At 56.0% G+C, this 25,186-nt stretch carries 19 protein-coding genes; 7 read left to right on the plus strand and 12 right to left on the minus strand.

Features of this window, described 5'->3' with window-relative positions:
* Positions 1-426 precede the first annotated feature (426 nt).
* The gene (locus tag QP400_RS10270) at positions 427-1,800 is read left to right on the plus strand and encodes a sn-glycerol-1-phosphate dehydrogenase (RefSeq protein WP_101485867.1); all 1,374 of its coding nucleotides are present in this window, start codon (positions 427-429) and stop codon (positions 1,798-1,800) included.
* 8 nt (positions 1,801-1,808) lie between these two features.
* The gene (locus tag QP400_RS10275) at positions 1,809-3,476 is read left to right on the plus strand and encodes a ribulokinase (RefSeq protein WP_101485866.1); all 1,668 of its coding nucleotides are present in this window, start codon (positions 1,809-1,811) and stop codon (positions 3,474-3,476) included.
* A gap of 61 nt (positions 3,477-3,537) precedes the next feature.
* Here the strand turns inward: QP400_RS10275 and QP400_RS10280 are convergent, their stop codons facing one another.
* The 3 genes from QP400_RS10280 to dnaB form a co-directional block, all read right to left on the minus strand.
* Positions 3,538-3,837 carry a sulfurtransferase TusA family protein gene (locus QP400_RS10280; protein ID WP_180803553.1) on the minus strand — a complete coding sequence of 100 codons (300 nt, stop codon included), beginning with the start codon at positions 3,835-3,837 and terminating at the stop codon, positions 3,538-3,540.
* A gap of 14 nt (positions 3,838-3,851) precedes the next feature.
* The gene (locus QP400_RS10285; protein ID WP_101485865.1) at positions 3,852-4,910 is read right to left on the minus strand and encodes a YeeE/YedE family protein; all 1,059 of its coding nucleotides are present in this window, start codon (positions 4,908-4,910) and stop codon (positions 3,852-3,854) included.
* 302 nt (positions 4,911-5,212) lie between these two features.
* Positions 5,213-6,550 carry a replicative DNA helicase gene (dnaB, locus tag QP400_RS10290; RefSeq protein WP_004807777.1) on the minus strand — a complete coding sequence of 446 codons (1,338 nt, stop codon included), beginning with the start codon at positions 6,548-6,550 and terminating at the stop codon, positions 5,213-5,215.
* 252 nt (positions 6,551-6,802) lie between these two features.
* Here dnaB and QP400_RS10295 point away from each other — a divergent pair, with 252 nt between their 5' ends.
* Positions 6,803-8,212, plus strand: coding sequence for an MATE family efflux transporter (locus tag QP400_RS10295; RefSeq protein WP_101485863.1), 1,410 nt, complete (start codon positions 6,803-6,805; stop codon positions 8,210-8,212).
* Between the two features lie 2 nt (positions 8,213-8,214).
* Here QP400_RS10295 and QP400_RS10300 read toward each other — a convergent pair whose 3' ends face one another.
* The 7 genes from QP400_RS10300 to QP400_RS10330 all read right to left on the minus strand — a co-directional run bounded on the left by QP400_RS10300 (position 8,215) and on the right by QP400_RS10330 (position 13,933).
* Positions 8,215-8,484 (minus strand): hypothetical protein, encoded by a 270-nt coding sequence (locus tag QP400_RS10300; protein ID WP_101485862.1) that lies wholly within the window; start codon positions 8,482-8,484, stop codon positions 8,215-8,217.
* A 288-nt stretch (positions 8,485-8,772) separates the two neighbouring features.
* Positions 8,773-9,696 (minus strand): ADP-ribosylglycohydrolase family protein, encoded by a 924-nt coding sequence (locus QP400_RS10305; RefSeq protein WP_285462670.1) that lies wholly within the window; start codon positions 9,694-9,696, stop codon positions 8,773-8,775.
* Positions 9,697-9,959: 263 nt separating this feature from the next.
* Entirely contained in the window at positions 9,960-10,421 is a 462-nt protein-coding gene (rplI, locus tag QP400_RS10310) for a 50S ribosomal protein L9 (protein WP_004807789.1), read from the minus strand.
* Positions 10,422-10,434: 13 nt separating this feature from the next.
* Positions 10,435-10,683, minus strand: coding sequence for a 30S ribosomal protein S18 (gene rpsR / locus QP400_RS10315; protein WP_004807791.1), 249 nt, complete (start codon positions 10,681-10,683; stop codon positions 10,435-10,437).
* An 84-nt stretch (positions 10,684-10,767) separates the two neighbouring features.
* The gene (locus tag QP400_RS10320) at positions 10,768-11,364 is read right to left on the minus strand and encodes a single-stranded DNA-binding protein (protein WP_285445118.1); all 597 of its coding nucleotides are present in this window, start codon (positions 11,362-11,364) and stop codon (positions 10,768-10,770) included.
* A 27-nt stretch (positions 11,365-11,391) separates the two neighbouring features.
* Positions 11,392-11,679, minus strand: a complete 288-nt coding sequence (rpsF, locus tag QP400_RS10325; RefSeq protein ID WP_285445119.1) for a 30S ribosomal protein S6 — start codon at positions 11,677-11,679, stop codon at positions 11,392-11,394.
* 154 nt (positions 11,680-11,833) lie between these two features.
* Positions 11,834-13,933 (minus strand): transglycosylase domain-containing protein, encoded by a 2,100-nt coding sequence (locus QP400_RS10330; protein WP_285445120.1) that lies wholly within the window; start codon positions 13,931-13,933, stop codon positions 11,834-11,836.
* Positions 13,934-14,442: 509 nt separating this feature from the next.
* On the opposite strand from QP400_RS10330, the gene QP400_RS10335 reads away from it, so the two are divergent.
* The 4 genes from QP400_RS10335 (at position 14,443) to QP400_RS10350 (ending at position 22,426) form a co-directional block, all read left to right on the plus strand.
* Positions 14,443-15,744 (plus strand): alpha/beta hydrolase, encoded by a 1,302-nt coding sequence (locus QP400_RS10335; RefSeq protein WP_285445121.1) that lies wholly within the window; start codon positions 14,443-14,445, stop codon positions 15,742-15,744.
* A complete protein-coding gene (locus QP400_RS10340; protein WP_285462672.1) occupies positions 15,744-18,191 on the plus strand; it encodes a bifunctional lysylphosphatidylglycerol flippase/synthetase MprF in 2,448 nt (815 codons plus the stop codon). Before QP400_RS10335 ends, QP400_RS10340 begins: the two co-directional genes overlap by 1 nt.
* Positions 18,192-19,412: 1,221 nt before the next feature.
* Positions 19,413-20,072, plus strand: a complete 660-nt coding sequence (locus QP400_RS10345) for an ABC transporter ATP-binding protein (RefSeq protein WP_285462674.1) — start codon at positions 19,413-19,415, stop codon at positions 20,070-20,072.
* Positions 20,073-20,080: 8 nt separating this feature from the next.
* Positions 20,081-22,426, plus strand: a complete 2,346-nt coding sequence (locus tag QP400_RS10350) for an ABC transporter permease (RefSeq protein WP_285445124.1) — start codon at positions 20,081-20,083, stop codon at positions 22,424-22,426.
* 3 nt (positions 22,427-22,429) lie between these two features.
* Here the strand turns inward: QP400_RS10350 and QP400_RS10355 are convergent, their stop codons facing one another.
* Together QP400_RS10355 and QP400_RS10360 are read right to left on the minus strand one after the other, a co-directional pair.
* On the minus strand, positions 22,430-23,779 hold the full coding sequence (locus tag QP400_RS10355) for a mannitol dehydrogenase family protein (RefSeq protein ID WP_285445125.1): 1,350 nt from the start codon (positions 23,777-23,779) through the stop codon (positions 22,430-22,432).
* Positions 23,776-24,849 (minus strand): LacI family DNA-binding transcriptional regulator, encoded by a 1,074-nt coding sequence (locus tag QP400_RS10360; RefSeq protein ID WP_285445126.1) that lies wholly within the window; start codon positions 24,847-24,849, stop codon positions 23,776-23,778. Before QP400_RS10360 ends, QP400_RS10355 begins: the two co-directional genes overlap by 4 nt.
* Between the last annotated feature and the right edge of the window lie 337 nt (positions 24,850-25,186).

Raw genomic sequence — 25,186 nt, forward strand, 5'->3', positions numbered from 1 at the left:
GGCAACACCTTCCACCATCCACCCTGCCACCTGCGGTGTTACATTTATTTTTGCGCTGAGTAGGACTTATGGCCCAGGTATTACGTCACAGACAACCATGTCTACTTGTGGCCCTATTAGCTATATCTGCGCCTACACACCTCTATATTCGGCATTCTGGTCGCAATAGCCATATTTCTCACCATAGAAATAAGAAGCTTTGCCATTGCCGCTCTACATCCGCTGCAACCGCACGATTGGGCGGCGCGTCGCGCGAAGGAGGCAGGCTCGCCCTCCTACTTCCTAGATTCACCCATGCACAAAGGTGCGCCTGGTCGCATAGTCCTGACACGATGCGCACGCATATTGTTATTTTTAACAGCAGGTACGATTATGAATGAGACGGACGACTCACTGACCCGTTTAGACAAAGGAGACTGAACAAGAATGGCAGAAGACCTGATTCAAAAAGCTCTGTCTACCGCCAAGGACACCAAGGCCATAGTTATTGGCGAGGACGTCCTGGATCAGACCGGGAAGATGTTCAAGGACCTCTTCAATGACAAGAAGGCCCTACTGGTAGCCGACGAAAACACTTTCGGTGCTGCCGGCGAAGAAGTAGTTGCCTCGCTGGAAGAAGCTGGCGTGCAGATCATCGACCGCATGATCTTCCCCGGCAAACCCACTGTCTACGCCGATTACGACAACGTTTCTAAGGTACGTGAACACCTCAAGGGTCTAGATGACACGGTCATCTGCTCCATCGCTTCGGGCACTCTGAACGACATTTCGAAACTGGCCAGCGGCGAACTGAAACGCCCGTACATGAACGTGTGCACCGCCGCCTCGGTGGACGGCTACGCCGCATACGGGGCTGCCATCACTCGCGACGGTTTCAAGATCACCCGCGAATGCCCCGCTCCCGCCGGCCTTATTGCCGACCTGAAAGTTATTGCCAACGCTCCGGCGCGTCTTACCGCTACCGGCTACGGCGATCTGCTGGAAAAGATTCCTGCCGGCGCTGACTGGATCCTTGCCGATCGCCTGGGCGTAGAGGCGATTGACGACTACACCTGGTCCCTAGTGCAGGGGCCGCTGCGCCAGGCGCTGGCCAATCCGGCCGAACTTGGATCGGGTAACCCCGCCGCTATTGCGGGACTAGCAAAGGGCAACATCATGTCCGGCCTAGCCATGCAGGCCCTTTCCTCTTCGCGTCCCGCCTCCGGCGCAGGCCACCAGTTCAGCCACACCTGGGAGATGGAAGGACACGGACTCGATTGGGAGCCGCCGCTTTCCCACGGCATGAAGGTAGGCATCGGCACCGTTGCCTCGCTGGCCCTGTGGCAGGAATTCTTGGCGATGGATATCGACAACCTGGACATCGAAAAGGTTGTTGCCGCCACCCGCCCCAAGGAAGAGGTCGAAGCGCGCGTCCGCGAATACATCATCGACAAGATCGAAGACGTGGCTGTAAAGCACACCCTTAGCAAGTACCTAGAGGGCGACGCCCTCCGCGAGCGCTTGCAGACGCTAAAGGACAACTGGGCAGATATTCGTGAGTCCTGCTCGAAGCAGATTATTTCGCCTGAACAGGCAATTGAAGATCTGAAGGCAGCGGGCGCTCCCTACCACCCCGAGCAGATCAAGATCGACTGGGATCGCTTCCGGAAGACCCATATTCAGGCGCAGATGATCCGTCCTCGTTACACCGTGTTTGACGTGCTGGTGGATCTGGGTGCCCTGGATTCGGTTATCGAGCACCTGTTCAGCCCTGAAGGATTCTGGGGGCAGCACCGTCACCCCGTCAATGAAGACAACTAAGGATGGAAATGGATAAGGAACATTCCTACACAATCGGGATAGACTTCGGCACTCTATCCGCGCGTGCCGCAGTGGTGCGTGTTTCGGACGGCAAAACGTTAGGTACCGCCGTGCACGCATACGAGTCCGCCGTCATGGATAAGACTCTCAGCTGCGCCGATGGGCAGGAATTGCCCGCCGATTTCGCTTTGCAGAATGCGAGCGACTACATCAGGGCGATCAAGGAAACTGTGCCCGCCGCGTTGCAGGAGGCCGGCGTCAGTGCCTCCGAAGTGATCGCCCTTGGCGTTGACACCACTTCTGCCTCAGTCGTCTTCGCTGCCGAGGACGGCACCCCGATGAGCGAAATTGAGCAATTCCGCAACAACCCGCACGCGTACGTGAAGTTGTGGAAGCACCACGGGGCGGCGGAGCAGGCGGACCGCATCCAGTCGCTAGCTGCCGAGAGGCAGGAGAAGTGGCTGGCCCGCTACGGCGGGATTATCTCCTCCGAACTACTGCTGCCGAAGGCGCTGGAAGTATTCGAGAAGGCGCCCGAGGTCTACAAGGCCACAGGAGCGATTACCGACGCGATGGACTGGATCAACTGGCGTCTTACCGGCGTGCACAAGCAGTCGGCTGGACCTTCCGGTTACAAGCGCATCTACCAGGACGGCGAATACCCCTCCACCGAATACTTGGAGGCCCTGGCAGAAGGTTTCGGCGATGTGTATGAACAGAAGATGTCTGCCCCGATCGTGCAGCTAGCAGAGCCTGTTGCCGGCCTAAGCGAAGAGGCCGCAGAGTGGACCGGACTGAAGGTGGGAACCACCGTCGTGGCTGGTTCCATCGATGCGCACGCGCACGCCCTCGGTGTGAATGCGATTGAAGACGGCGTCATGACCATCATCGCCGGCACGTCTTCGGTGCTGCTCGTTTCGGATAAGGACTTCCACTTTGTGCCGGGCGTTTTCGGCACCGTCGATGGCGGTATTTGCCCAGGCAAATGGGGGTACGAGGCCGGACAGACGGCCGTTGGGGACATCTTTGGGTGGTTCAAGGACACCTTCGTACCCCTGCGCTACTACGAAGAGGCCGACGAAAAGGGCATCAACGTACACGACTTGCTTACGCAGAAGGCGATGGAGCAGAAGATCGGCGAGCACGGCCTAGTGGCATTGGACTGGCACAACGGCAACCGTTCGATCCTGTCTGACCCCAGGTTGGCTGGCATGGTGCTGGGCAAGACACTGTCCACCCAGCCCGAGGACATCTACCGCGCCCTGATCGAGGCGTCCATCTTTGGCGGCAAGACGATCATTGACAACTTCGTGGAGCACGGGGTTGAGATCAAGGAGGTCGTCATTGCCGGTGGGCTGCTGAAGAACCCGATTTACACGCAGGGTTACGCAGACGTGACCGGGCTGCCGATTTCTATTTCCGCAACGGAACAGGCGGGCGCGTTGGGCTCGGCCATTTTCGCCGCGGTTGCGGCCGGTGCCTACGAGGACGTGTACGAGGCTGCCGCTGCAATGGGCAAGAAGATCGAGGCCAAGTACAAGCCGATTCCCGAAAACGTTGAGGCCTACCGGCCTCTGTACGAGACTTACCGGGAACTGCACGACTACTTCGGTCGCGAAAATACCGACATCATGCATAGGCTGCGAAAGATCCGCAACGAAGCGCGCTCCAAGTAGCTAAATAATGGTGAGTGGCCAGGTTTCCCCCGGAGCCTGGCCACTCACTTTTTCGCAACACCTACGCTTTGCGCAAGGTGATAGTCCAAATAGCCTCTCCGAGCTGCTTGAAGTCCAGCACCTCGTGGCCCTGCGCTGCAGCCCATGCGGGAATTGAATCCGTCGCCTGCGTGCAATCGAAATCTATTTGCAGGGTATCGCCGCTGTTGATCTGGGCGATGGCCTTCTTAGCCTCTGCTAGCGGGAAAGGACACACCTGGCCCACAGCGTCTAGGCGGTAGCTCTTTTCCGAACCCGTAAGAACCGGGGCGGGAGTCTTCTTGTTTTCTTTGGTGGAGAATTTTATTCCTAAAAAGCTCATGTTTTTCCTTTACTTTAAGCGTTTTCTAGAACGGGCTGAGGCTGCAGGGTGGCCCCTGCGCGGGTGTGGTTTTGGATAAACAGGCGGGCACCGAGTCCCACGCCCAGGAAGGTGAACAGGAAGGCGGTCCACCCCTGCCAGCCGAACAGGGCCGTGTCTACCAGCGAGTTACCGATAGTGCATCCGCCTGCCCACACGGCACCGACGCCCATTAGTAGGCCGCCCCACACCGCGCGCACGGCCGTCCTCGCGTCGGGGACGCGAACGCGGAATTCGCCCGAGAGCTTGGCTGCCAGGTAGGAGCCTGGGATTAGCCCCAGGATTAGTAGCACGCCCCAGTCGACGTTGCTGATGTCAGCGGTGGTCAGGAATTGGATCAGCTTGGCGGAGGGAGTGGTGATGCCGAGGCCGGCATTGCGGCCGGTAGCTGCGGACAGGGGGAAGGCTACTGCAGCGAGCAGGCCAACGAGGGTGGCAGTGAAGTAGGGGTGCCACTTCTTTTCGAATAGAAAGTGTGCTACGCCAGTCTTCTTTGCTGGCAAGGCTGCCACCTTCGGAGTGGCTGCGAGCTCGCGGGTAACCAGGTATGCCACCCCTACTGCCAGAAGAAGCGAGAGCGTCCACCAGGGCACACCCAGGGTGTCGTAGACGGTGGTTGCGTTGACGGTAGCGCCGCGGAGTTTCTTAGTTAGGCTCGCGCCTAGCCCAAATTTGAGCACCGAGGACGATAGTGCGTACAGCACCAGGGCGATCCAAGAGCCCACTAGGCCCTCGCCAGCGCGGTAATAGGTGCCGGTGGCGCAACCGCCGGATAGAACAATGCCGACACCAAATAGGAGGGAGCCGATCGACACTGCAAAGGGCGCGAATTTATCAACTTCAGGGCTCACTACACCAAGGCCAGCAAGCGCAACGACTATTACAGATTGCAGCGCAATTGCTAGCAAGAAAGCGTTAAACCACCTAGTCGAACGCGATAGCCACACGTCACGAAAAGCGCCGGTGACACAAAATCGGCCTCGCTGGAATATGAAACCAAGAATTATTCCTAGAATTAATCCAGAAATGAGCATAGTAATCTCCTGAATTGGGAAAGAAAGAGAAAATGGATATAGCTCCGCTAAATAAAATCGGAGTGGAGGGTAGCCCTAATTATGCCTGGGCGAAGGCTGAAAAGTTTAGCGCGAAGGGTGCATCAAACACATATGCGCAGCTGAAACGCACATCATCGCGACAGCTTGGAAAGAAGCTGTGGCGGTGTGTGACAAAGCAGCGAATTCAGTGCGCATAACATCCCTTTAGATAGATAAAATAGGATGATATTTTTATATCACCATCAAAAAATGCTGCGCAATAAAGTATTTACTATTTGAGATTAAGCCTCTGGGCCCAGTGAGGCAAAAGAGGCGTAGTGTCCCAAGAAAGACACGGCAATAGTGCCCGTAGAACCATTACGATGCTTGGCCACAATAATGTCTGCCTCGCCCGGACGGTTATCTTCTTCGTACGCTTCGGGACGATGCAGCAACATGATTACGTCAGCGTCCTGTTCTAGCGAGCCGGATTCACGCAAGTCCGCCATCATCGGCTTATGATCGGTGCGCTGTTCGGGGCCACGGTTCAGCTGCGCTACCGCAATGACCGGCACTCCCAATTCCTTCGCCAACAATTTCAGCGAACGCGAGAAGTCAGACACTTCCTGCTGGCGCGATTCCACGGCGCGTCCCGAAGTCATCAGCTGCAGGTAGTCAACCACAATCAGCCCCAGATTATGCTGCTGCTTTAGCCGGCGGCACTTTGCCCTAATCTCGGTCATAGACATGTTTGGGGAATCGTCAATAAAGAGGGGGGCTTCATCGGTCTTGCCGATTACCTCGGCAATCTTCACCCAGTCCTGCCTCTCCATCTCGCCTCGCCGCATCTTCGACATGGGCACGCGCGCTTCGGCAGAGAGCATACGCATAGCGATCTCGCCGCGCGACATTTCCAAGCTGAAGATAACCGAAGCTACCCCGTGATGAATGGAAGCGGACCGGCAAAAGTCCAGTGCCAGGGTGGACTTACCCATTGCGGGACGGGCAGCAACAATGATCATCTGCCCTTCGTGCAGACCGCCCAAGAGCCGATCCAGATCGTGGAATCCCGTGGGTACCCCCTGGGCTTCGCCCTTGTTGTTCTCGATTGCCTCCAGTTCTTCAACCAGCGGTTCGATGGCATCCGAAATGGGAACATAATCTTCGGCAGTGCGGTTCGACGTGACCGCATAGATCTCGCTTTGCGCGGTGTTGATAATCTCGGCTGGATCGCCGCCCTCGGCACTGTAACCCAGCTGCACGATTCGGGTACCCACATCTACCAGCGACCGCAGCTGCGCCTTCTCGCGGACGATCCTGGCGTAGTAGTTTGCGTTGGCGGCCGTGGGGACGACCGTAGTCAGAGTGTGCAGGTAAGGGGCGCCACCTACGCGATTCAGGTCGCCTTTACGCTCTAGCTCCGCCGCAACGGTAACGGCATCAGCGGGTTCTTCCCGGCCGTACAGGTCAATGATCGCGTTGTGAATGATCTCGTGTTTCGGGGCGTAGTAGTCCGAACCGCGCATCTGCTCGGTAACATCCGCGATCGCATCCTTAGACAGCAACATGGCGCCCAATACGGACTGCTCTGCATCATTGTCGTGAGGCGGAACGCGATCGTAAGCGGACTCTTCAGCCATGTATACCCCCTGGAAGTCACTTTGCTCTAAGTATCGAACAAGAGGACGGAAAAAACCAAGCTGCTTCCGGCTGGCATGTGGATAAGCTGGCCACTATTGTGGAGTTCTTGGGGATAAAATCTCCCACCCTGTGGAAAGCGTGTGGACAAAAACTGCTGATAAAACCACAGTAAAGCAGGTAAACCGGCTTTCACCGGCTAAAAAGTCCACAGCTTTATACACAGGCTGTGGATAACCAATTTCGGAGGAAAAGTGGACAAGCCGCGCCAGAGCACCTTGAACCGACAAATCCTAGAACTGGCGATACCCGCCCTCGGCGCACTGGTAGCAGAACCACTTATGACCATGGCTGATTCGGCCATGGTCGGCCACCTAGGTACGGAGCAGTTAGCCGGCATGGCGGTGGGCACCACCATCTTGAACCTGTTCGTCGGCATGTGCATTTTCCTGGCCTACACCACAACGGCACTGACTTCGCGGCGCCTGGGAGCTGGGGACAAGAAAGGCGCACTGCGCGGCGGCATTGACGGGATGTGGCTTGCAGCTGGCATCGGCTTGCTGCTCGCACTGGTGCTATTGGCCGCCGCTCCCCAACTGGCTTCCCTATTTGGCGCCTCCCCCGCTGCTTCCGAGTACGCCGGCATCTACTTGCGGGCGGCAGCACCCGGCCTCATTTCCATGCTTACGGTCATGGCTGCCACCGGCACCCTGCGCGGCATGCTCAACACTCGCACGCCGTTCGTCGTGGCCACACTGGGCGCCCTGGCAAACGTTTGTTTGAACGCCACCCTAATTTACGGGGTTGACCTTGGTATCCGGGGCGCCGGCATTGGTACGGCACTAGCACAAACTGGCATGGCTGTCGCGCTGTGCCTGATTGTTTACCGCGGGGCCAGGCGCGAGGGCGTATCTGTCCGCCCGTCCATAGAGGGCATTAGGAAGTCTGGATTCTCTGGGCTACCACTACTGATTCGGTCCCTCGCACTGCAGTTGTGTGGCGTGCTGACCGTTAGCGCAGCCACCCGCCTGGGCGACCTAACCCTAGCTTCGCACCAGGTGATCAACTCTATTTGGGCATTGTCCTCTTTCAGCCTCGACGCTTTGGCGATCGCCGCGCAGGCACTGACAGGCCACGCTTTAGGTACTGGCAATTTCGACCGGGTGAAGGCGGTGCTCGGTCGGTGCCTAGCCTGGGGCGCCGGCGTGGGCGTCTTCCTGGGGGCAATAATCATTGTGGGCTCGCCTGTGATCGGCCGCATTTATTCCTCTGACCAGCAGGTGCTGATGGCTACCGCAATTGGACTGATCGTGGCCGGGCTGATGCAACCGCTGGCCGGAGTGGTTTACATGCTTGACGGAGTGCTAATCGGGGCAAACGATTCAAAGTACATGGCCGCCTCTTACGTGGTGGTGTTGGCGGTGTACGCTCCCGCTGCCCTAGCAATCGCCCACTTTGGCAACACCTGGTCGGCAGCTTTGGCGGGCGGACAGTCCTTACCCGCGACGGCGCCCTCTTACGGGTGGATCCTTGGGGGCAACCACGCTGGCACCAATCTGGTATGGGTTTGGATCGGTTACGCGGCGATCATGTTCGGCGCGCGTGCCGTGGTCCTGGCGTTGAGGGCGCGCGGCAGCAAGTGGATGGAAAACGCCGAAGGGTAAGCCTACCGGTGCGAGCAGTGGCGGATCACGATCGCCGCAATAATGCAGACCGTGGCAACCGTCGGCAGCGAGAGTGCCTGCATCTCCCCCACTAAGAAGCTGACCACGGCTCCCAGCGGCTTTGCAGATCCAACCTGACCGTCGCCCCAGTTCATTAGATACGAGCCGAGTGTGCGCATGATCAGCGAAAAAATGTAGATGCCGATGCCGATCTTCACTAGCAGTGTCGATGCCGCCGAAGGGCTGAACCGGCCCACGTCTTTGTTGGCCATTATTTCTTCTCTCTACAGTACTTATTTGCTCCGCGGGAAGCATTTCCCATTCGTACCATAAGTGCAACGTCATCCTCTGGCAACTGTGGGCTTCTGGTCTGAAAAAACGTAATCAGCTATCGCAGCTTCAGCAAATTGACTACATTCAACAGCACCAGGCGTATGCCAAACGTTCACGTCCGCTGCGAGTCAGCCTTAGGCCGGTCCAGAGATTCCAGCAACGGTCTGGGGAAGTAAAATTGCAACCGCGCTATACCCCTTTATGATCTGCCTCTTACAGAAATATTTCTACAGCCCCAGATGTACCAGCTGTTCAGCAAGTACTAGTGCGTTGGCTCCCCATAGGCGTGGAGGCCGCGGGTGGGCACTGGCCTGTTCCGGTTCGGCCTCTAATACGACTTGCACCCACGAGGGCGGAAAACTGGCCCCGGCGGCCCCTACTAGGGCCCCGGCTATGGCAGCGTTTGTATCCGTATCCCCGCCCTGCAAAACGCTCGTGCGGATGGCGTCCTCGCCCGAGATAGCATGCAACAACTGGTAGAACGCATTTTGCAGGGCTATCATCACCCAGCCCTGATGAGTCATGAAATCTTCGGGAAGATTGTCTTGCGCCCGGATTATCGCGCGCAGAACCGGGTCTGGCACGCGCATTTCCTTCGCCCAGTTGAGGACCATCCTGTAGATAGCGGCTGCAGTCAGTCCGCGTACGCCAAGTGCGATTGCCATGGCGTAGAGCGAGTTGGCTGCGCGCGTTACCGCGTGCGGGTGGGTTAGTGCGGCGTCGGTGGCGGCCCACGTGCCCACTTGGTGTAGGGGTGCGTGCCACCCGTAGATTCCTAGTGGACTGATGCGCATGAGGGCGCCATTGGCCTGAGTCTCTTTTGAGCGTCTGCCTGCCAGTGCGGAACGGGTGGCCATGCCCATGCTGAAGGGCTGCGAATTCCCCCATTCCCGATACGCCGCAAAAGCTGCAGCCGAAGAATATTCGCCCTCGTCAATGATCGAGCGAGCCAGGCAGAGCGCCATCTCAGAATCGTCAGTGATCTGACCCGCTATGGTCCCGTGGACGGCAGATGGCCCCATGACGGTGTGGCCGGCAAAGCGCGTCCTTACTTCTTCAGGGGTCATGAACTCCATTTGGGCGCCAAACGCGTCGCCAACGAGTTGCCCAAGAAGGGCGCCGCGCGCCCGGTCAATTACCGTCTGATCCATACTCTTACCCTACCGGGGCCGACGCCCTCCTAGATTCGAGACGCAATTTTGCGTTATGAAGTTGGGGCTTCCTGGCTGGTCTGCGCCAAAAGCACACCAACACGTCGAAAGCATGCCTACCGGTACACATTTCCATGTGCTTTCAACCAATCCAGGTGCTCTGGGCAATTAGATGTGCTTTCGCGGAGTAAACAAACGCGCCACCGGGATAGCAAAACGGCCCGGGCGCCTAAGCGCTCACGGGCCGTAATGCTGAATAAAAACTATTCGCCGTCAACCTTTACTGCCAAGGTCGCGTCGACCTCGGGGTGAAGGGAAACGTTCACCTTGTAAGAACCGGTGCTCTTGATCGGGGCTTCCCAAGAGACGCCACGACGATCAATGGTCTGGCCCAGCTGTTCCTTGACCGCAGCAGCGATCTCGGCAGTGGACACGGACGCGAACAGACGGCCGGTGTCGGTTGCCTTCTTAGAGATGACAACGCCCTCGGAGCCCTGCAGTGCATCGCGGATTGCGCGAGCATCGTCGATCGAGGCGATTTCGCGCTTGCGGCGAGCTGCCTGCATCTGATCGATCTGACGCTGTGCACCCGGGGTCCACTTGGAAGCCAAGTTACGCGGGAACAGCAGGTTACGTGCGTAGCCTGCGCGAACGGTTACAACGTCACCAGTAACACCTAGGTTCGGGACGTCAACGTTTAGTACGACTTTTGTCTGTGCTGCCATTGTTCCCCTCCTATCAGCGGCCGGACGACGAGTACGGAAGCAGTGCGACCTCGCGGGCGTTCTTGACGGCCTTAGCGATCAGACGCTGCTGCTGTACGGAAACACCGGTCACGCGACGGGCGCGGATCTTGCCGCGGTCCGAAATGAACTTGCGCAGCAGTGCGGTGTCCTTGTAATCGATTACTACATTTTCGACGCCCCGGAACGGGTTCGCCTTCTTCTTAATTGGCTTAACAGTGCGAGCCTTTTGCTGCCTTGCCATGCCTTCTCCTTATGGTCTGTTGCCTTGCGGCAGCCCTCTAACGAGGGCGGAATCCTGGAAATTGGGCTGTGTGCCCTTTGCGCTTTAGAACGGGGGTGCGTCGTCGAAGCTGGAGCCGGCTTGTGCTCCGCCGGTGCTCCACGGATCTTCGGGCGAACCTCCGGTTGGCGCGTTGTAGCTTGCGTTAGAACCGAATCCCTGACCCTGGTTTGGCTGCCCGTAGTTTTGGGGCTGGCCCTGGTTCACACCGTAGCCGCCCTGGTTCTGCTGGCCGCCACCGTAGCCGCCTTGGCCGCCACCAAAGCCGGATCCGCCCCGCTGGGAGCGTTCCACCCTTGCGGTGGCGAAGGTTAGTGAGGGGCCGATTTCGTCTACTTGCATTTCGACGACAGTACGCTTCTCACCCTCGCGGGTTTCATAAGAGCGCTGCTGCAACCGCCCCTGCGCAATGACGCGCATGCCTTTTTGTAGCGAGTCGGCAGCATTTTCTGCTGCCTGCCGCCACAGGGAGCAGCGCATGAAGAGGGCTTCGCCATCTTCCCACTGCCCTGACTGACGGTTGTACCGGCGGGGAGTGGAGGCGATCGTGAACGACGCGACGGGCGCGCCAGATGCCGTGAACCTGAGTTCCGGGTCAGCGGTTAGGTTTCCTACTACCGTTATTACGGTGTCTCCGGCCATGATTCCTCCGTTGGTTCTATCGGGTTACTACTTGTTGCCCAAACGCATCAGCTTGGTGCGAAGAACGGTTTCGTTCAGAGTGAGCTGACGGTCGAGTTCCTTAGCGTCGGCGGGGGTGGTCTTCAGCTTGATGACCACGTAGATGCCTTCGGAGTGCTTCAGAATTTCGTAGGCCAAGCGGCGCTTGCCCCAAACGTCAACTTCCGCGGAACCACCATTGTTGGTTACAAACTTGGTGATCTTTTCCATGGATGCGGGGACTGCACGCTCGTCGAGCTGCGGGTCCAGGATGACCATGAGTTCATACTCACGCATTGATAACCCACCTCCTTTGGTCTAAACGGTCACGGTCCTTCCGTGACAGGAGGGTCTGCGTTGGCCTTCTTTGCGGGTGCAAAGTACAGCCAAGTGTTTAGTCTAACGGCTTCCCCACCGACTTACTACCCTTTTTTGGGCGGAGCCTGCCACATTATTGGCGCCGTCCGCTGCTTTGCGAGGGCGAAGGGCTGGACTGGCGGCCTTGCTGCTTATGTTCTTCTTCGTGTTCCTGGTCAGGCTCTTCTTCGATGATGCTTTCAGTGACCTCTTCCGAGGGCGAAGGGCTGGGGCTTTCAGACCGCTGTTCCTGCTGGCTGGGCGCAGGAGCCGGGGCGGGGGCGGGAGCCTGCCTGCTACTAGAAGCGGGCGCCCATCCTTCGAATTGCTGGATGGGAGTGTCCGCGAGCGCGTCCTGCATGTACCAGGTCCACACTTGCGCCGGCCAGGTTGAGCCGGTTACTTCCCCTACCCCACCGAATGGGGTGATGGATTGTTCGGATCCGTCCTCGCCTACCTGGTACATGGACACGACGGTGACTAGCTGGGGTACGAAGCCGGCGAATTGGGCGGAACGGTTTTCTTCAGAGGAGCCGGTCTTGGCTGCTGCGGGACGGCCCAGGGCTTGGGCTTTATCGCCGGAGCCGCCGCGCACTACGGCTTGCAGCGCCTCGGTGGTTTGATCCATGATGTCTTCGTCAAACACGCGTTTTCCAGCAGTGTCGGCCTTGTACAACACGTCGTTTGCCTTGTCTTTGACCTGGTCAACGATGTGCGCGTCACGGCGCACGCCGCGCGAGGCGATGGTGGAATATGCGGTGGCAATGTCCACTGTGTGCGGCGAGGACGAGCCCAGCACGTTAGTGGCTGATTCATCCAGGCCTGGGGTATTTTCCGGGTATCCCGCATCGATTGCCACCTGCTTGGTGGTGGCGGGCCCGACCTTTTGGTTCATGCGGACGTAGGCAGTGTTGACCGAATCCTGGGTGGCTTTCTTGTAGGTGATAGTCCCATAGGACACGGAGGCGTAGTTGTTTACGCGCGCCTCCCCTAGTGGCATGGGCGAGGACCCGTCCACTGTGGAATAGATTGAGTCGCCGTCCTGCAGTGCCGCAATCAGTGCGAAGGGCTTGAAGGTAGAACCGGCCATGGCGTTGTCTTGGAAGGCGGCCGACCGCTGTACCTTCTGGAAGTCGGCACCACCGTATTCAGCAACAATCCCACCGGATTCTGGGTCTACCGACACCAGGCCGGTGCGAAGCTGCTTCGGCCGATCGGCCGGCAGGTTGTTCACCGCGTCAACGGCGGCTTTCTGCCGTTCCGGCTGGATGGTGGTGACAATTTGCATGCCCATGGTGTCGATTTGTTCGTCGCTGTAGCCGGCTTTAGAGCGCAGCTCTTGGCGTACATGAGCCAAAAGGTACCCGTTTGTGCCGGTTAGTGAGGGCTGCACTGCCTGGGGGGCGGCAGCTTTGGGGAAGGCCATTTTTTCGGCTTCGTCGGCACGAATCCAATTGTCTTTTACTAGGCGGTCGACTACGCGGTCCCAACGTTTGTGGGCCATATTTTCGTCAATTGCTGGGTCCCATGAGGAGGGCGCGGGAATAATTCCTGCTAGTAGTGCGGCCTCTGAGGGGGTTAGTTCGGCGGCTGGCTTGTTGAAGTAGGCGTGGGCGGCAGCCTCAATGCCGTATGCTCCTCGGCCCCAGTAGATCGTGTTCAGATAGTTGCCTAGAATCTGGTCTTTTGATTGTTCGCGGTTTATCTTCAGCGCCAAAATGGTTTCTTTGAATTTGGCGAAGTAGGCGCGGATGCCGTGTTCGTTTGAGGTGGAGCCGGTGTAGTAGTTTTCTACGTACTGTTGCGAGAGTGTGGATGCGCCTTGGCGTGGCCTGCCCAAAAGGTTGTTTATTAGGGCGCGGCCGATGCCTTTGACGTCGATGCCGTTATTTTCGAAGAACGTGGAGTCTTCGGAGGCAACTACCGCTTGCCCAATGTAGTCGGGTAGTTTGCTGGCGTCGATGATTTGACGGTTTTGGGTTTGGAACTTGCCCATCTCGGTTTTGCCGTCGGCGAAGTAGACAGTGGAGGTTTGCGCCTGCGCCAGTTTGTCGGGCCCGGGTATGTCCATTGTTGCGTAGGCCACTAAGAAGGTGCATCCAGCTGCGATGACGCCTAGTAGGAAGGTGCCTAGCAGCCCGATGCCCAGCCGTTTCGGCCAAGTCCGCCTGGCCTTCTGGTTGCGTTTTTGCACTGCCCTATCGGACCTAACTGCGCTGGTTTTGCGTTTGGGTTGGTACGAGGGCGGGTTATTGCTGCTGCTTGCGCGCTTACTTTTCGTGGCGCTTTGGCCGCTTTTGGGGTGTTGCGTACGCCTTGTGCTCTGGGGGGCTTTGGGGGCTGGCTTGGGATTCGAAGTGGCCTTCGGGGTGCTGGTTGCGCCGGAAGCGTTAGCGTTCAAGCCGCGCCCTTGCCTACGTAGGCGCAGTTCGCGGCGAGTCAGTTTACCCGGCCCGTCCTTTTTTGGATCCGCCACGTTTCCCCTTTCTAAAATGCCCGCTCGAGCACTTCTTACCCTACCGCCTCTATTGGGTTCACAACCTTGTCATTGGCCACAATTGGGCCTTTCTGGCTCTGCCTAGGCCCTTAGCGGGAGGTTTCCTTTAGAACTAATAGTAAACGCTCAGGTTTTACACAGATAATAGCGACTACTCTTAGATGTTTTTGTTGCCGGGCCCAGGCCCTTAAAGAATAGGAGTCCATGTGCGGGACGCGAACTTGCTTAGCCCCAATGCTTTGTGGCTTGCCTGGATTCTTGTCGCTGTCGCGACCGCTTTGATGTTTTTCCTGGCAGCGGGCGCAAAAAAGTATTTTCGTAAGGCTTTTGTGGCGTTGCTTGCGGGTGGAGGAGCCTCTGCAATAACGCTGCTCGTAATTGACTACCTTTGGGTGCCTTTTCCCGATGGGCTCGACTGGCACATTTACATTTGGATTGTTTTGGCGGTAAGCGCCCTAGTTATGGGGGGTTTCGCCCTCGGGATTAAAGCCCCCACACTGGCGAGGGCAACTCGCTTTTTGGGCGCACTAGTTGCGGTTGTGGTTTTTGCGGCTGGGGCCTCACTTGGTACTAATGCGGTATACCAGGCCTACCCCACTATGGAATCTTTCTTTGGGCCCAGCAAGATTGACACCGTTTCTTGGAAAAAGCTACATCTGGCTGCGGGCAGCGAGCGGAAACTGGATGCTAACTCCTTTGGGAATATTCCCAAGCGGGGGGTGCTCACTAAGGTGACAATTCCGGGCAAGAAGTCTGGTTTTCGGGCTCGCCCAGCCAATATTTATCTTCCTCCGGCCGCGCTGGGGCCACATCCACCGAAACTGCCTGTGCTGGTGTTGTTGGCCGGTATTCCTGGCACCCCGAACGACTGGGTTCGACTAGGTAACGCCCCCATGATGGCAGAGCGCTATGCCAGTACTCATTCTGGCGTTGCCCCAATTCTTGTGCTAGCTGACGTTACGGGATCTACCACTTACAACACCCTGTGTGCGGATTCGACTAGGGGTAACGCTTCCACCTACGCCACTAAAGATGTGCCCGAATGGGTTAAAGCCAACCTACCTGCCGCAGCTAGCGCGGACAAATGGCTGGTTGCCGGAGTCAGTTTTGGGGGCACCTGCGCGGTCCAATTCGCGTTGCAAGCACCCAACACCTACCGCCACTTTTTTGACATGTCTGGGGAAGCTGAACAAAAAATAGGCACCCGCCGCTACACGATTCAGCGTGCTTTTGCGGGGGATGTGGAAAAGTGGAAGCTCTACCAGATCGCTCCCCTACTGCAGAACGGGCATTTCCCCGCCATGTCGGGTAGGTTCGGGCTCGGAATTGAAGATAAGTTCGCGGGAGCAAAAACTAGGCGCGTGCACGCGCAGGCAAAGAAGAAAGGAATTGACGTGGGTCAGATTGTCTACACCCAGGGCAGGCATTCGTGGGCGGTCTGGCGCAGTCTATTGAAACAGCAATGGCCGTGGATGATGCAGCAGCTAGGAATCGAGAAGGGCAAGTGATGAGCAGAATCAAGTCCGCGTTATTGCGCTCGCCCGCCACCCTTGTTCTAGTGGGGTTGGGCTGGGCGGCAAACATTGCTTTAGCTCTCGCGCTGGGGATTGGCCCCGCTGCTTCTACGCGCGGGCCGCTAGCTCGTTTTGCACTTACCGAATTTCCTGGTTGGTCGCGCCCTTTAGTTGCTGTCTTTACTACCTCTGATGGGATTGCCCTGCTGCTAGCTACCGCGTTTGCCCTGGCTGTAGGTTCGTGGGCGGAACCAAAGTTGGGTTCTGCCCGCCTGGCACTAATTGCCGTGGGTGGCCACCTTTGCGGCATTATTTTTGGGGCACTTACTGTATTTGTCTTTTACGCGGTAGGGTTTTCCACCTCGGCTGTTTTGGTTGACGAAACAGTGGTTTCTCTTTCGCCGTGGGTTATTGCGGTTCTTGTGGGCACTACCTGGCGGATCAGTCGCATTGGGGCTCGCCGCATCCGAGTGGCAACCTTTGTCACCTTGGTGGTGTTGTGCCTGATCGTAGGAAACTTGGTTGAGGTGGTGCGCATCGGCGCCGCGCTTGCGGGCCTAGTGCTTGGCTACACGCCTTCCGCGAGCGCCCGACGCGGAAAACCTATGGGGGCGCGCGCTGACATTCCCTCTAACATTGCCATAATCGTTGCCGCATTGGGTACCTCGGGGCTTATTAGCGCCATTTTCAGGCACCCTGAGGGGCCGATGGCGCAAATTGAACGGCTAATTTTTATTTCCAGATTGCGGCCGGCTTCGTTGGCAGCACACTGTTTCCCTGATGGATTCGCCTCGATTAGGGCACATATAGCGGATCCGCTTTGCACGGTAGAGTTGGCGCGCGCCAGCGGTGGGGCCATGTCTCCCCTGCTTCACCACGTCGCCCTCTTCCTGCTGTTTTTGGCGCTGGCAGACGGGTTGTCGCGTTCGCGCAGGGCAGCCTGGATTGTTGCGATGGCAGTGCAAATTGTGGGGGTTGTGCGCGCCCTGGTGTGGGTGCATTTGGTTCCTGAGGACTTCACTTTTTCTACCCAACACATTTTTTCGGCGCTTCCTCCGCTCTATTTTCAGATAGCTATCAGTGGGTGCGCTCTGGTGCTGCTTCTTGCAACTAAAGGTTTCTTCCACGTGCATGCAGCAGAGGGCACCTACAAGCTCATGGGCAAGAGGGCGGGGCTCATTTTCGCGGTGGGCCTGGCAATTATGCTACTGCTTTATGCTTTGGAGCCGCGTGCCTGGTCGACTCCCCGCACCTTTGTGCAAATTTTTGCGGGGCCTCCCGCCCATCTGCTGGCCATTGCCTTGGTGTTTTTGCTTTGGCGTACGTTCACTTCGAGGGGCCGGCTCGTGCCCGCGGAGCGCGCCTATTTCCGCCCCGCGAACTTAGATGCAGAATCGCATTTGTGCGAACTTGTTCTAACCGGTGGCGGTTCTCTTTCGTGGATGTCTACGTGGGCGGGCAACCAGCCTTGGGCGGATAGGACGGGCTTAGCCGGGTGGGGTTACCGCGTTGTCGAGGGCGTGGCCTTGGCTACCGCCGACCCGGTGGGCAAGGTTGCAAATATGGGTCGCCTCGTCCACGAGTTCGGGGCATTCGCGCAGAAGAACGGGTGGATTCCCGCCCTCTATTCGGCCCACGCCGAGGTGGCCAAGGCGGCGCAGAATCTGGGTTGGACTGCCATGCGAGTAGCTGAAGAGGCCGTAGTTCCGATGGAATCATTCACGCTGGTGGGTAAGAAATATCAAGATTTGCGCACCGCAAAAAATCGGGCCGCTCGCGAGGGCATACACGTCGAAGAGGTAACTTGGGAGGATCTTCCCGAGGGCGGGCGCGATCAGATTCGAGCGATTTGTGCCCGCTGGGTCGAGGGCAAGGCGTTGCCGGAAATGCATTTCACCCTAGGTGGGGTGGCTGAGCTGCAAGATCCCGCCGTGTCGCTTTTGATTGCTGTTGACGATGAGCGCACCATTCACGGGGTCACTTCGTGGCTACCGGTTTACCGGGACGGGCAGTTGGTCGGGCGCACCTTGGATGTGATGCGTAGGCGCGAGGGCGGTTTCAAACAGGTCATCGAGTTGCTGCTGGTAGAACAGGCTATTGCCTGCCAGGAAGCCGGTCTAGAGTTCGTATCCTTGTCGGGAGCCCCGCTTGCCCCAGCGCCGGCGGGCGCCGAATCGAGCGAGATTGAAGAACGCGCTTTCCTTTCCGATTCGTTGGATAGGGTGGGACGCATGTTGGAGCCGGTCTATGGGTTTAGGTCGCTGGCCAGATTTAAAGCAAAGTTTCAACCGGCTTACGAACCAATGTATCTGCTGGTTCCCGACGTGGCAGAACTGCCTGCCGTAGGTTTTGCCATCGGCCGCGCTTACCTACCCGACTTTGGGGTGACCGATGCGTCTATGATGGCCGCCCGCTGGCTGAGGGCGAAGCTGGGGGTCTGACCCTACCTCTAGGTCGCGCTTGGGGCTCGACTATCGAAGTATCGGTTTAGCCGCCTTCAAGTAGTTAACCAAACTGCAGAAGATAAAAGATACCGTCGCGATATTGTGCTCAAATACCAAAGTTTGCGTATCTTATCGCAACTTTTGCTGGATTAATAAGCTAGCGTGTGCGTTCCAAGGTTCCTAGATCACTAGCACTAATGAGATTTCCAATTAAGCCCTGCTGATGGGAGTTATTTTGTGTATGCCTGATTCGTAATTACCTATTGGAATGCATACCATTTCATCGATTAGCAAGAGAGCGACAGGGAAAACTACCCGGCTTTGAATACTGATGAAAGAATTGCTGCTCTGTCGATATTAGTCACTTGCACTATGAGAAGCATCAGCAAAGTTTTTCGATACTTAAACTGACAGTCATTATTCCTACACCGCTGTCTTCCCTATCTTTAGGATATCATCATCAATCCAATTCGGAATTCACAAGTCCCAGTCTGTCGGATAATGTCTATGTTAGAAATTAGGCAAACAAAAATTAAACTCTCAAACATATAATCGGATTACTCAGCCTGCGAGGACCCTGACACGACATCAATTGAAATTACATAAACGAAGAGCCTGTCCCCCTTAGCAGAAACTACGTCAGCGATAACAAATCCACCAACGAGTCTGGCATGACTATCGACACCTCGACCGCACTCGACGCCCGTTCCAACCATCCCATCACCCGGCAAATCCGTTAAATTAGAGCGTTTTAATGTCGCGCGGACAAAAATCTATTCTGTTACCGTGACAGTGCAAGATCGCCCTTACCACCCCTTGACGGTTAGGTAAGCCTTGCTACCAACCAAAAGAACGAAGGCGATTGAAATGAAATCGACAATAAGCCGTAGACTCGCTACTACTTTGGCTGGCGTAGCTGTGTTGGCGGGCGGATTCGCCGCGACATCTACCGTTGACGCATCAGCGCTAGCATCAAGTTGTAAGGCGTGGTTAAACACAAATGGAGGATCTCAGCAGGCTGAGGGTGTCTGTTCCTCCATTGGCAGAGACACCAAGGTCCAAGTTGTTATGGTCATTCCAGCGTGGCCAGATTATACTTCGGGGTGGTTCCATGATGCGGGACGTAGGCACAGTACTAGTTGGGCAGCAAAGTGGGGTTCATGGCAAGCTAGGTACGCACGCACTGACCAGGCCCGCCGATAACCGTTCGAATAACTCATGATTACGTGTTCTGGAATATCGTTCCATTTTCCCGACGCTCAGCGACTGCGAACAATCTTCACAAATATGGATGCCGAATTCGCATCTGGCTTATTTCACGTGGTTATGAGCCCTTCCGGGTCGGGGAAGACTACGTTGCTAAACCTGCTTGACGGCTCCCTGGTTCCCGAAAAGGGAACCGTGAAGATAGCGGGAAGACCAGTTTCCGACTTTGCGCTAAAAGACCTGCGAGGGAAGATACTGGCTCGAGTATTCCAGGACTATCGGCTAATTCCCTACCTCAGTGCCCGTGACAACATTCGGCTGGCTCAGCAGGTTGCAGGCACGCTCGACCACAACCCTGATACTGCGTCCCAATTATTACAGCGTCTGGGGTTAGGGAATATAGCCGACTCACGCGCCGACCAACTCTCTGGAGGCGAAGCACAAAGGGTCGCAATTGCTAGAGCTTTAGCAAACAAGCCAAAAGTCATCTTGGCTGACGAACCGACAGGTGCCTTAGACGAGGAATCTTCTAGCGCAATCTCCAAATTACTCGGCGAACTAGCACACGAATTAGAGGTGTGCATAATCACCGTCACCCACGATCCAGCAGTGGCTGAAGCTGCAGACAGAGTACTGGAAGTGTCTGAATACAAACTAATCGAAAAAAGGTAGCACGCGCAATGCGGATGAAGGTTGCAATAGGTTTTCTTCGACAACATTTCCGTCTAGTGCTGATTATAAGCATAGGACTACTACTCTTTTCTACATGTGCTTCTCTTTCTGGAATGTGCCGCACAAACTTCATAAATGCAATCAAAACCGACTGTCAGGCAACATACGGTGGCAAGCAGTATAGGGTTGGAACTACAAATTCTGCCTCCAGAAACCGTTTATTGCAAGACACCGATGCGAAAGAGCTAGTTCCCGTAACACGCCAGAGTGAGGTTTTAGAAAAAAAGAATCGCTCTACCAAGGTAACAGTCATACAGGCCGGTGGGAATTTTGAGTACGGAAAGCTAATTAAAGGCCGCAGACAAGGGAACGAGAGACAAGTGGTGCTTTCTAGCGCCGCAGCAAAAACGTTAGGCACCAAAATCGGTGATCAGGTAAGCATTAGGAACAGTAGGTACGATGTAGTGGGTATAGTACTCCTCCCCGCCCACATAAGCGAAGAATTTGCTGTTCGACAAATGAGTAAAGCCGAACAACAAGACGCAGCTACATGGCTTACAGACATCGATCTCGAACAAAAAGAAAATCTTGTTTCTGATACACGCTTAGGTTTAATTCGCATTAATTCAATGCAAGGAGCTATAAATTACGCGCTCGAGGGAGAGCAAAGCGCACTTTTGAATAGCTGGCAGGCCCTATCTTTAGTTTTATCTTTGGCTACGATCGCACTTCTAATTGCCGGCATCACTACTGCTAATCGTACAGCTACAAAAACCATTCAAGCACTTCGTGCTTTAGGCATAGGAAGTCGCCCCTCCTGGCTCCTCACTGCCGGAATAATATCTTTATCGCTAATATGTGCCATCATACTCGGCGGGTTGTTCGCCCATCTGGGAATGTGGCTTTCATACGATTACATAGGTAAGAAATTCGATCAACTTTGGGTCTCCTACGCGCCAGGTAGTATATTTACTTGTTACTTCCGCGCTTTTGCAACTATACTTATCTCTTTAGCACTAGTTTTTATTCACTATAAATGGCGCAACCGAAACCAGCTCCTTGCACCTGTAAGAATCGAGAAAAGTCCCGTTAAAACCATTACTGTGTGCGGCGTTATTTTACTTGTAGTGTCCGCTATTTTGATATGGTTTGCCATTCCCCTTACATTGGCCGTGTTTTTTCCATCTATCATCGCGGCTGTAATAGGCTTTTCACTATTTGCATACGCTTTGTCATGGGTCAGCATTGGCAAACCATTACGGGAGGCTGGCATCGCTACCACTGCTTCCGCTCTTACCTTAGCTCCCTTAGTTGCAGTAGTTATCGCGCTGACCACTCTTGTAGCGATCTCTCTTCAAGGGCATGCCAATGCTTTGAACTATGGCAAACCAGACGGAGACGACTACATCGCCATAGAGCATGTCAGTCCGGCCCACGTCACTTATCTGGAAAAGCAGTTTCCAAAAGTAATGCAAAGTGCTGTTGTTTTTGCACTTCCCGATGAGTCACACAAGCTCATTCGCATAGCTTCCAAGAAATATGCCGAATGCAACGATAAAGGTAACTCGCTGACAGACTGTCGCGATTTCGTTGGTATGCTAAGTTTTTTGGCCACTAAACGCACTAACCTCGTTAAAGTCGGTGATAGCTCGCCAGAACTGCGCGAGAGCCAGGGTGATAGCGCTTTTTACATCTTGGGCTTCGACAACTTCTCAAATAAAGCTAATAATCTTGGCCGCGTCGATATCAGCAACAAAATAAACTATAGGCTCGGGCAGGCGAATCTGCCTGACTGGATAGCCAACCCCGCAGATCCTCAGCTAAAAAATGCCGGCATTGTTCCCGGAGCTGATCGTTGGATATACATTCCCGATTTCGTGCACAACCCCCTATCTATGCAAACCGCCTTCAGACGTGCTGCCAGTGCGGTATCACCCTCTATCGCAATTACTGAGGCAACTAGTGTGAATACTTCGTCTTTGCACAAATTATCTTTGGTTGTTTTGGCTTTGGGTTTCATCCTTAGCGCCGTACTAATAGGGACGGGTCTTACTTTGGCGCGGAAACGCGGCACCGCCCTGCAATTCGTTGTAAACAACTACGGCGGGGGCGATAGCCTGCTACGTAACCTCAGATTCCGGGAGGCATGCCCCTACATTTCCTCCATCATCGTCGCCACGGTAATCGGCTGGCTAATGTCTACTCCCGGGGTTGCCGGACGCGGCCCCACCCCACAGGAGGTTAGTGCCGGCTACACCTGGCTAATCCCCCCTGTACTTCTGACGGTAATATTCCTAACCGAAGCATTCCACCTGCCTAAAAACCGCAGAAAACTATCCACCCCACAGGAATAACCCCTACCGTTCTAGCTCACAAACTAAAGCTGCGCACTTTTCGGCCAGCTGGCCGCCCTCTACAAGGGCCTCAGAGAGACAAAGATAATCAAAAATATTATCTACCGCAGAACTGACTGGACCCGCCACCAGTTTTTGCAAATACTCGGCGTCCGGATCCACCACAGGTGCCCCCAACCCGCGCAAGTGGGCTATCCAAGCAGATACAGGGCGAAGCGCCGGGGTAGGATCCACCCCAGCCGTGGCGGCAGCCTCAAGGACAGGCACAATCCGAACCGGGATCTTCCTTGACCCATCGTGAGCTATATGCGCCAACTGATGGCGGATCCGCCGATTCCTGAACCGCTGCAGCAACTCACGTCTGTAAGCAGCCGATTCTACCTGCAAGAACACCCCCGCCAGATCCCAAAACTGCTCCACCCACCTTTTTAGCCGAGGATCCGCAATTGCCTGATCCACAGTGTCGCATCCCAAAATGGGACCCGCATAGGCCAGCAGCGAATGCGAACCGTTTAGCAACCAAAGCTTGCGCTGCTCATAAGGCTTTACATCCGAAACAAACTTCGCCCCAGCCCGCTCCCACCGTGGCCGCGACGCCGGAAAATCCCCCTGAATCACCCACTCTTTAAACGGTTCAGTAACAACAGGGGCAGCATCACAGTAACCACACTCAGCGCGCACCAACTCGACCTCTGCAGGGGTAGTAGCCGGCGTAATCCGGTCCACCATGCACGTGGCCCAACTGACCTCTAGACCACCCCAGCCCCCCAGCCCCGTGGCGGAAGCAAAACCTTCCACAGCCGCTCGCACTGCTGCCCCATTTTCTGCCAAATTATCGCAGGGCAAAATTGTAATCGGGCCCGCCTCTGCCCTGGCGCGCGCCCGCAGCCCAGCCCAAATGCGTCCGGGAATAGAGGCCGGCACTCGCCCTTTTTTCACGCCCTCTAAATCGTCTTTGATCTGCGGGTTTTCCACGTCTAACTGGCCAGCAGAATCCAAACAATAGCCGGCTTCAGTAACCGTAGTAGTAACCACACCAACCTCAGGGCGCGCAAATAGCTCTATAAACGCCCGCGACTCAGAAGCTGGATACACCTGTGAAAGCGACGTAATGACCTCAAAAGAATCACCCTGTGCCCCCCTGGTAATTAAGGTGTACAACCCCCCTTGAGGGCGAAGCTTTTGCGCCACCTTCGGGCTGCGCCCCGTAAACGCCGCAATCCCCCACCCGGCCTCGGCCTCAGTTTCAGCCTCGGCAGTATAGCTAGCCAAATGTGCTCGGGAAAAATTACCCACTCCCAAGTGGATAATTCGCACCTGGCGGGCCCGCTCACTTCGGCTTAGACGTCTCATACCTGGGCTGTCGACGCCCTCTCGATTAGCTTCATGGGCAAAACCATTGCCGGCACCTGTGCTACCCCGTGCTTGCGGATCTGCCCTATCAGCATTGAAGCCCCCGTAACCCCCATGGTGTAGGCGGGCGTAGCAACCGTGGTTAGCGGCGGGAACGACAGTGTCGCCGCCATAGTATTGCCTATACCTATCACCGACACCTCGTGCGGCACCTGGATCCCATTCTCGCGAAGGAAACGCACAAACCCGGCCGCCATCAGATCGTTGTAGGCAATAACCGCGGTAGTCTTCGCGTGCAGGAATTCTTTACCCGCGGCATACCCGCCCTCGACACTTCCAGACTGAGGGCTAGTGCGGCGGACTCTAATCCCAGCCTGTTCGCCGGCTTTCAAGAGTGAACGCCAACGCACTCCGTCAGCCCAAGATTCTTCGGGACCCGCCAAATAGGTAATGCGTTTGTGCCCGAGCCGCGTAAGATGCGAAACAGCGTATTTCATTCCCGCCCTGGTGTCAGTGACGATCGAAGGGATTGACGATACCGCCCTGTTGATCGTAACCACTGGCTTTACTTTGATGATCTGGCGGATGGCAGAATCGGACATTCTAGACGAGGTGAGTGCAATCCCATCGGCGGTAGATAGCACGCGCTCTACCCCAGCCCGCTCCTTGGGTCCGTCCTCGAGAGAGTCAACCAACATCACCATGTAGCCAAGTTTGCTTGCGCGCGCCTGAAAGCCCCTGACCGTATCGCCGAGCAACGGGTTGGAAATGTCGTTCACAACAATTGCCAACATTTTATTGATGGGCGTAGACACGGCTCTGGACACCGGGCCCGTGCGGTAACCCAGCTTGCGGGCAGCCTCGCGTACCCGTTCAGCAGTTTCGGCATTCACCCGCCCGGGCCGGGAAAACGTTCTAGAAACTGTCGAGGGCGCAACCCCGGCTTCTTGCGCTACATCATTAATAGTTACCGCCTTACGGGCACCCCTACCGGTGGTCCGCCCGTGCGGCAGCGGAGCTTTGTTGCGGCCCAGGATACTGTCCAGGCCGCGCTTGTTAGGTTCGGTCACGTCTGTACCTCTTTGTTGGATATAATTTATTGTAGACAAAATAAGGAAATTATTAGAGGTTCTAACCAATTTTTAATGTTTCCTGGGCGGGGAAATCCTCCGCGCGGCATCTGGAATAAGATTTAGAGGCTTCTGGATGCTTCGGGTAGCCCCAGGTGGCAGGGGCAACAGCCAGCAGAGGGGTGCCAAACTTCGAAAAATACCCACCTAGCATTAGGCTTACAGCAGCTATTTACAAACAAAAAGGCCGCTACAACAGTGGGTTAAGGGTCAAAAAGTGTGTCCGGAATCGCGGATTTTCACGGATTGACCTGTAGGTTTCCGGAAAGTATATGCT

It is taken from the genome of Winkia sp. UMB3158, assembly GCF_030217145.1.
Taxonomy (GTDB): Bacteria; Actinomycetota; Actinomycetes; order Actinomycetales; family Actinomycetaceae; genus Winkia; species Winkia anitrata.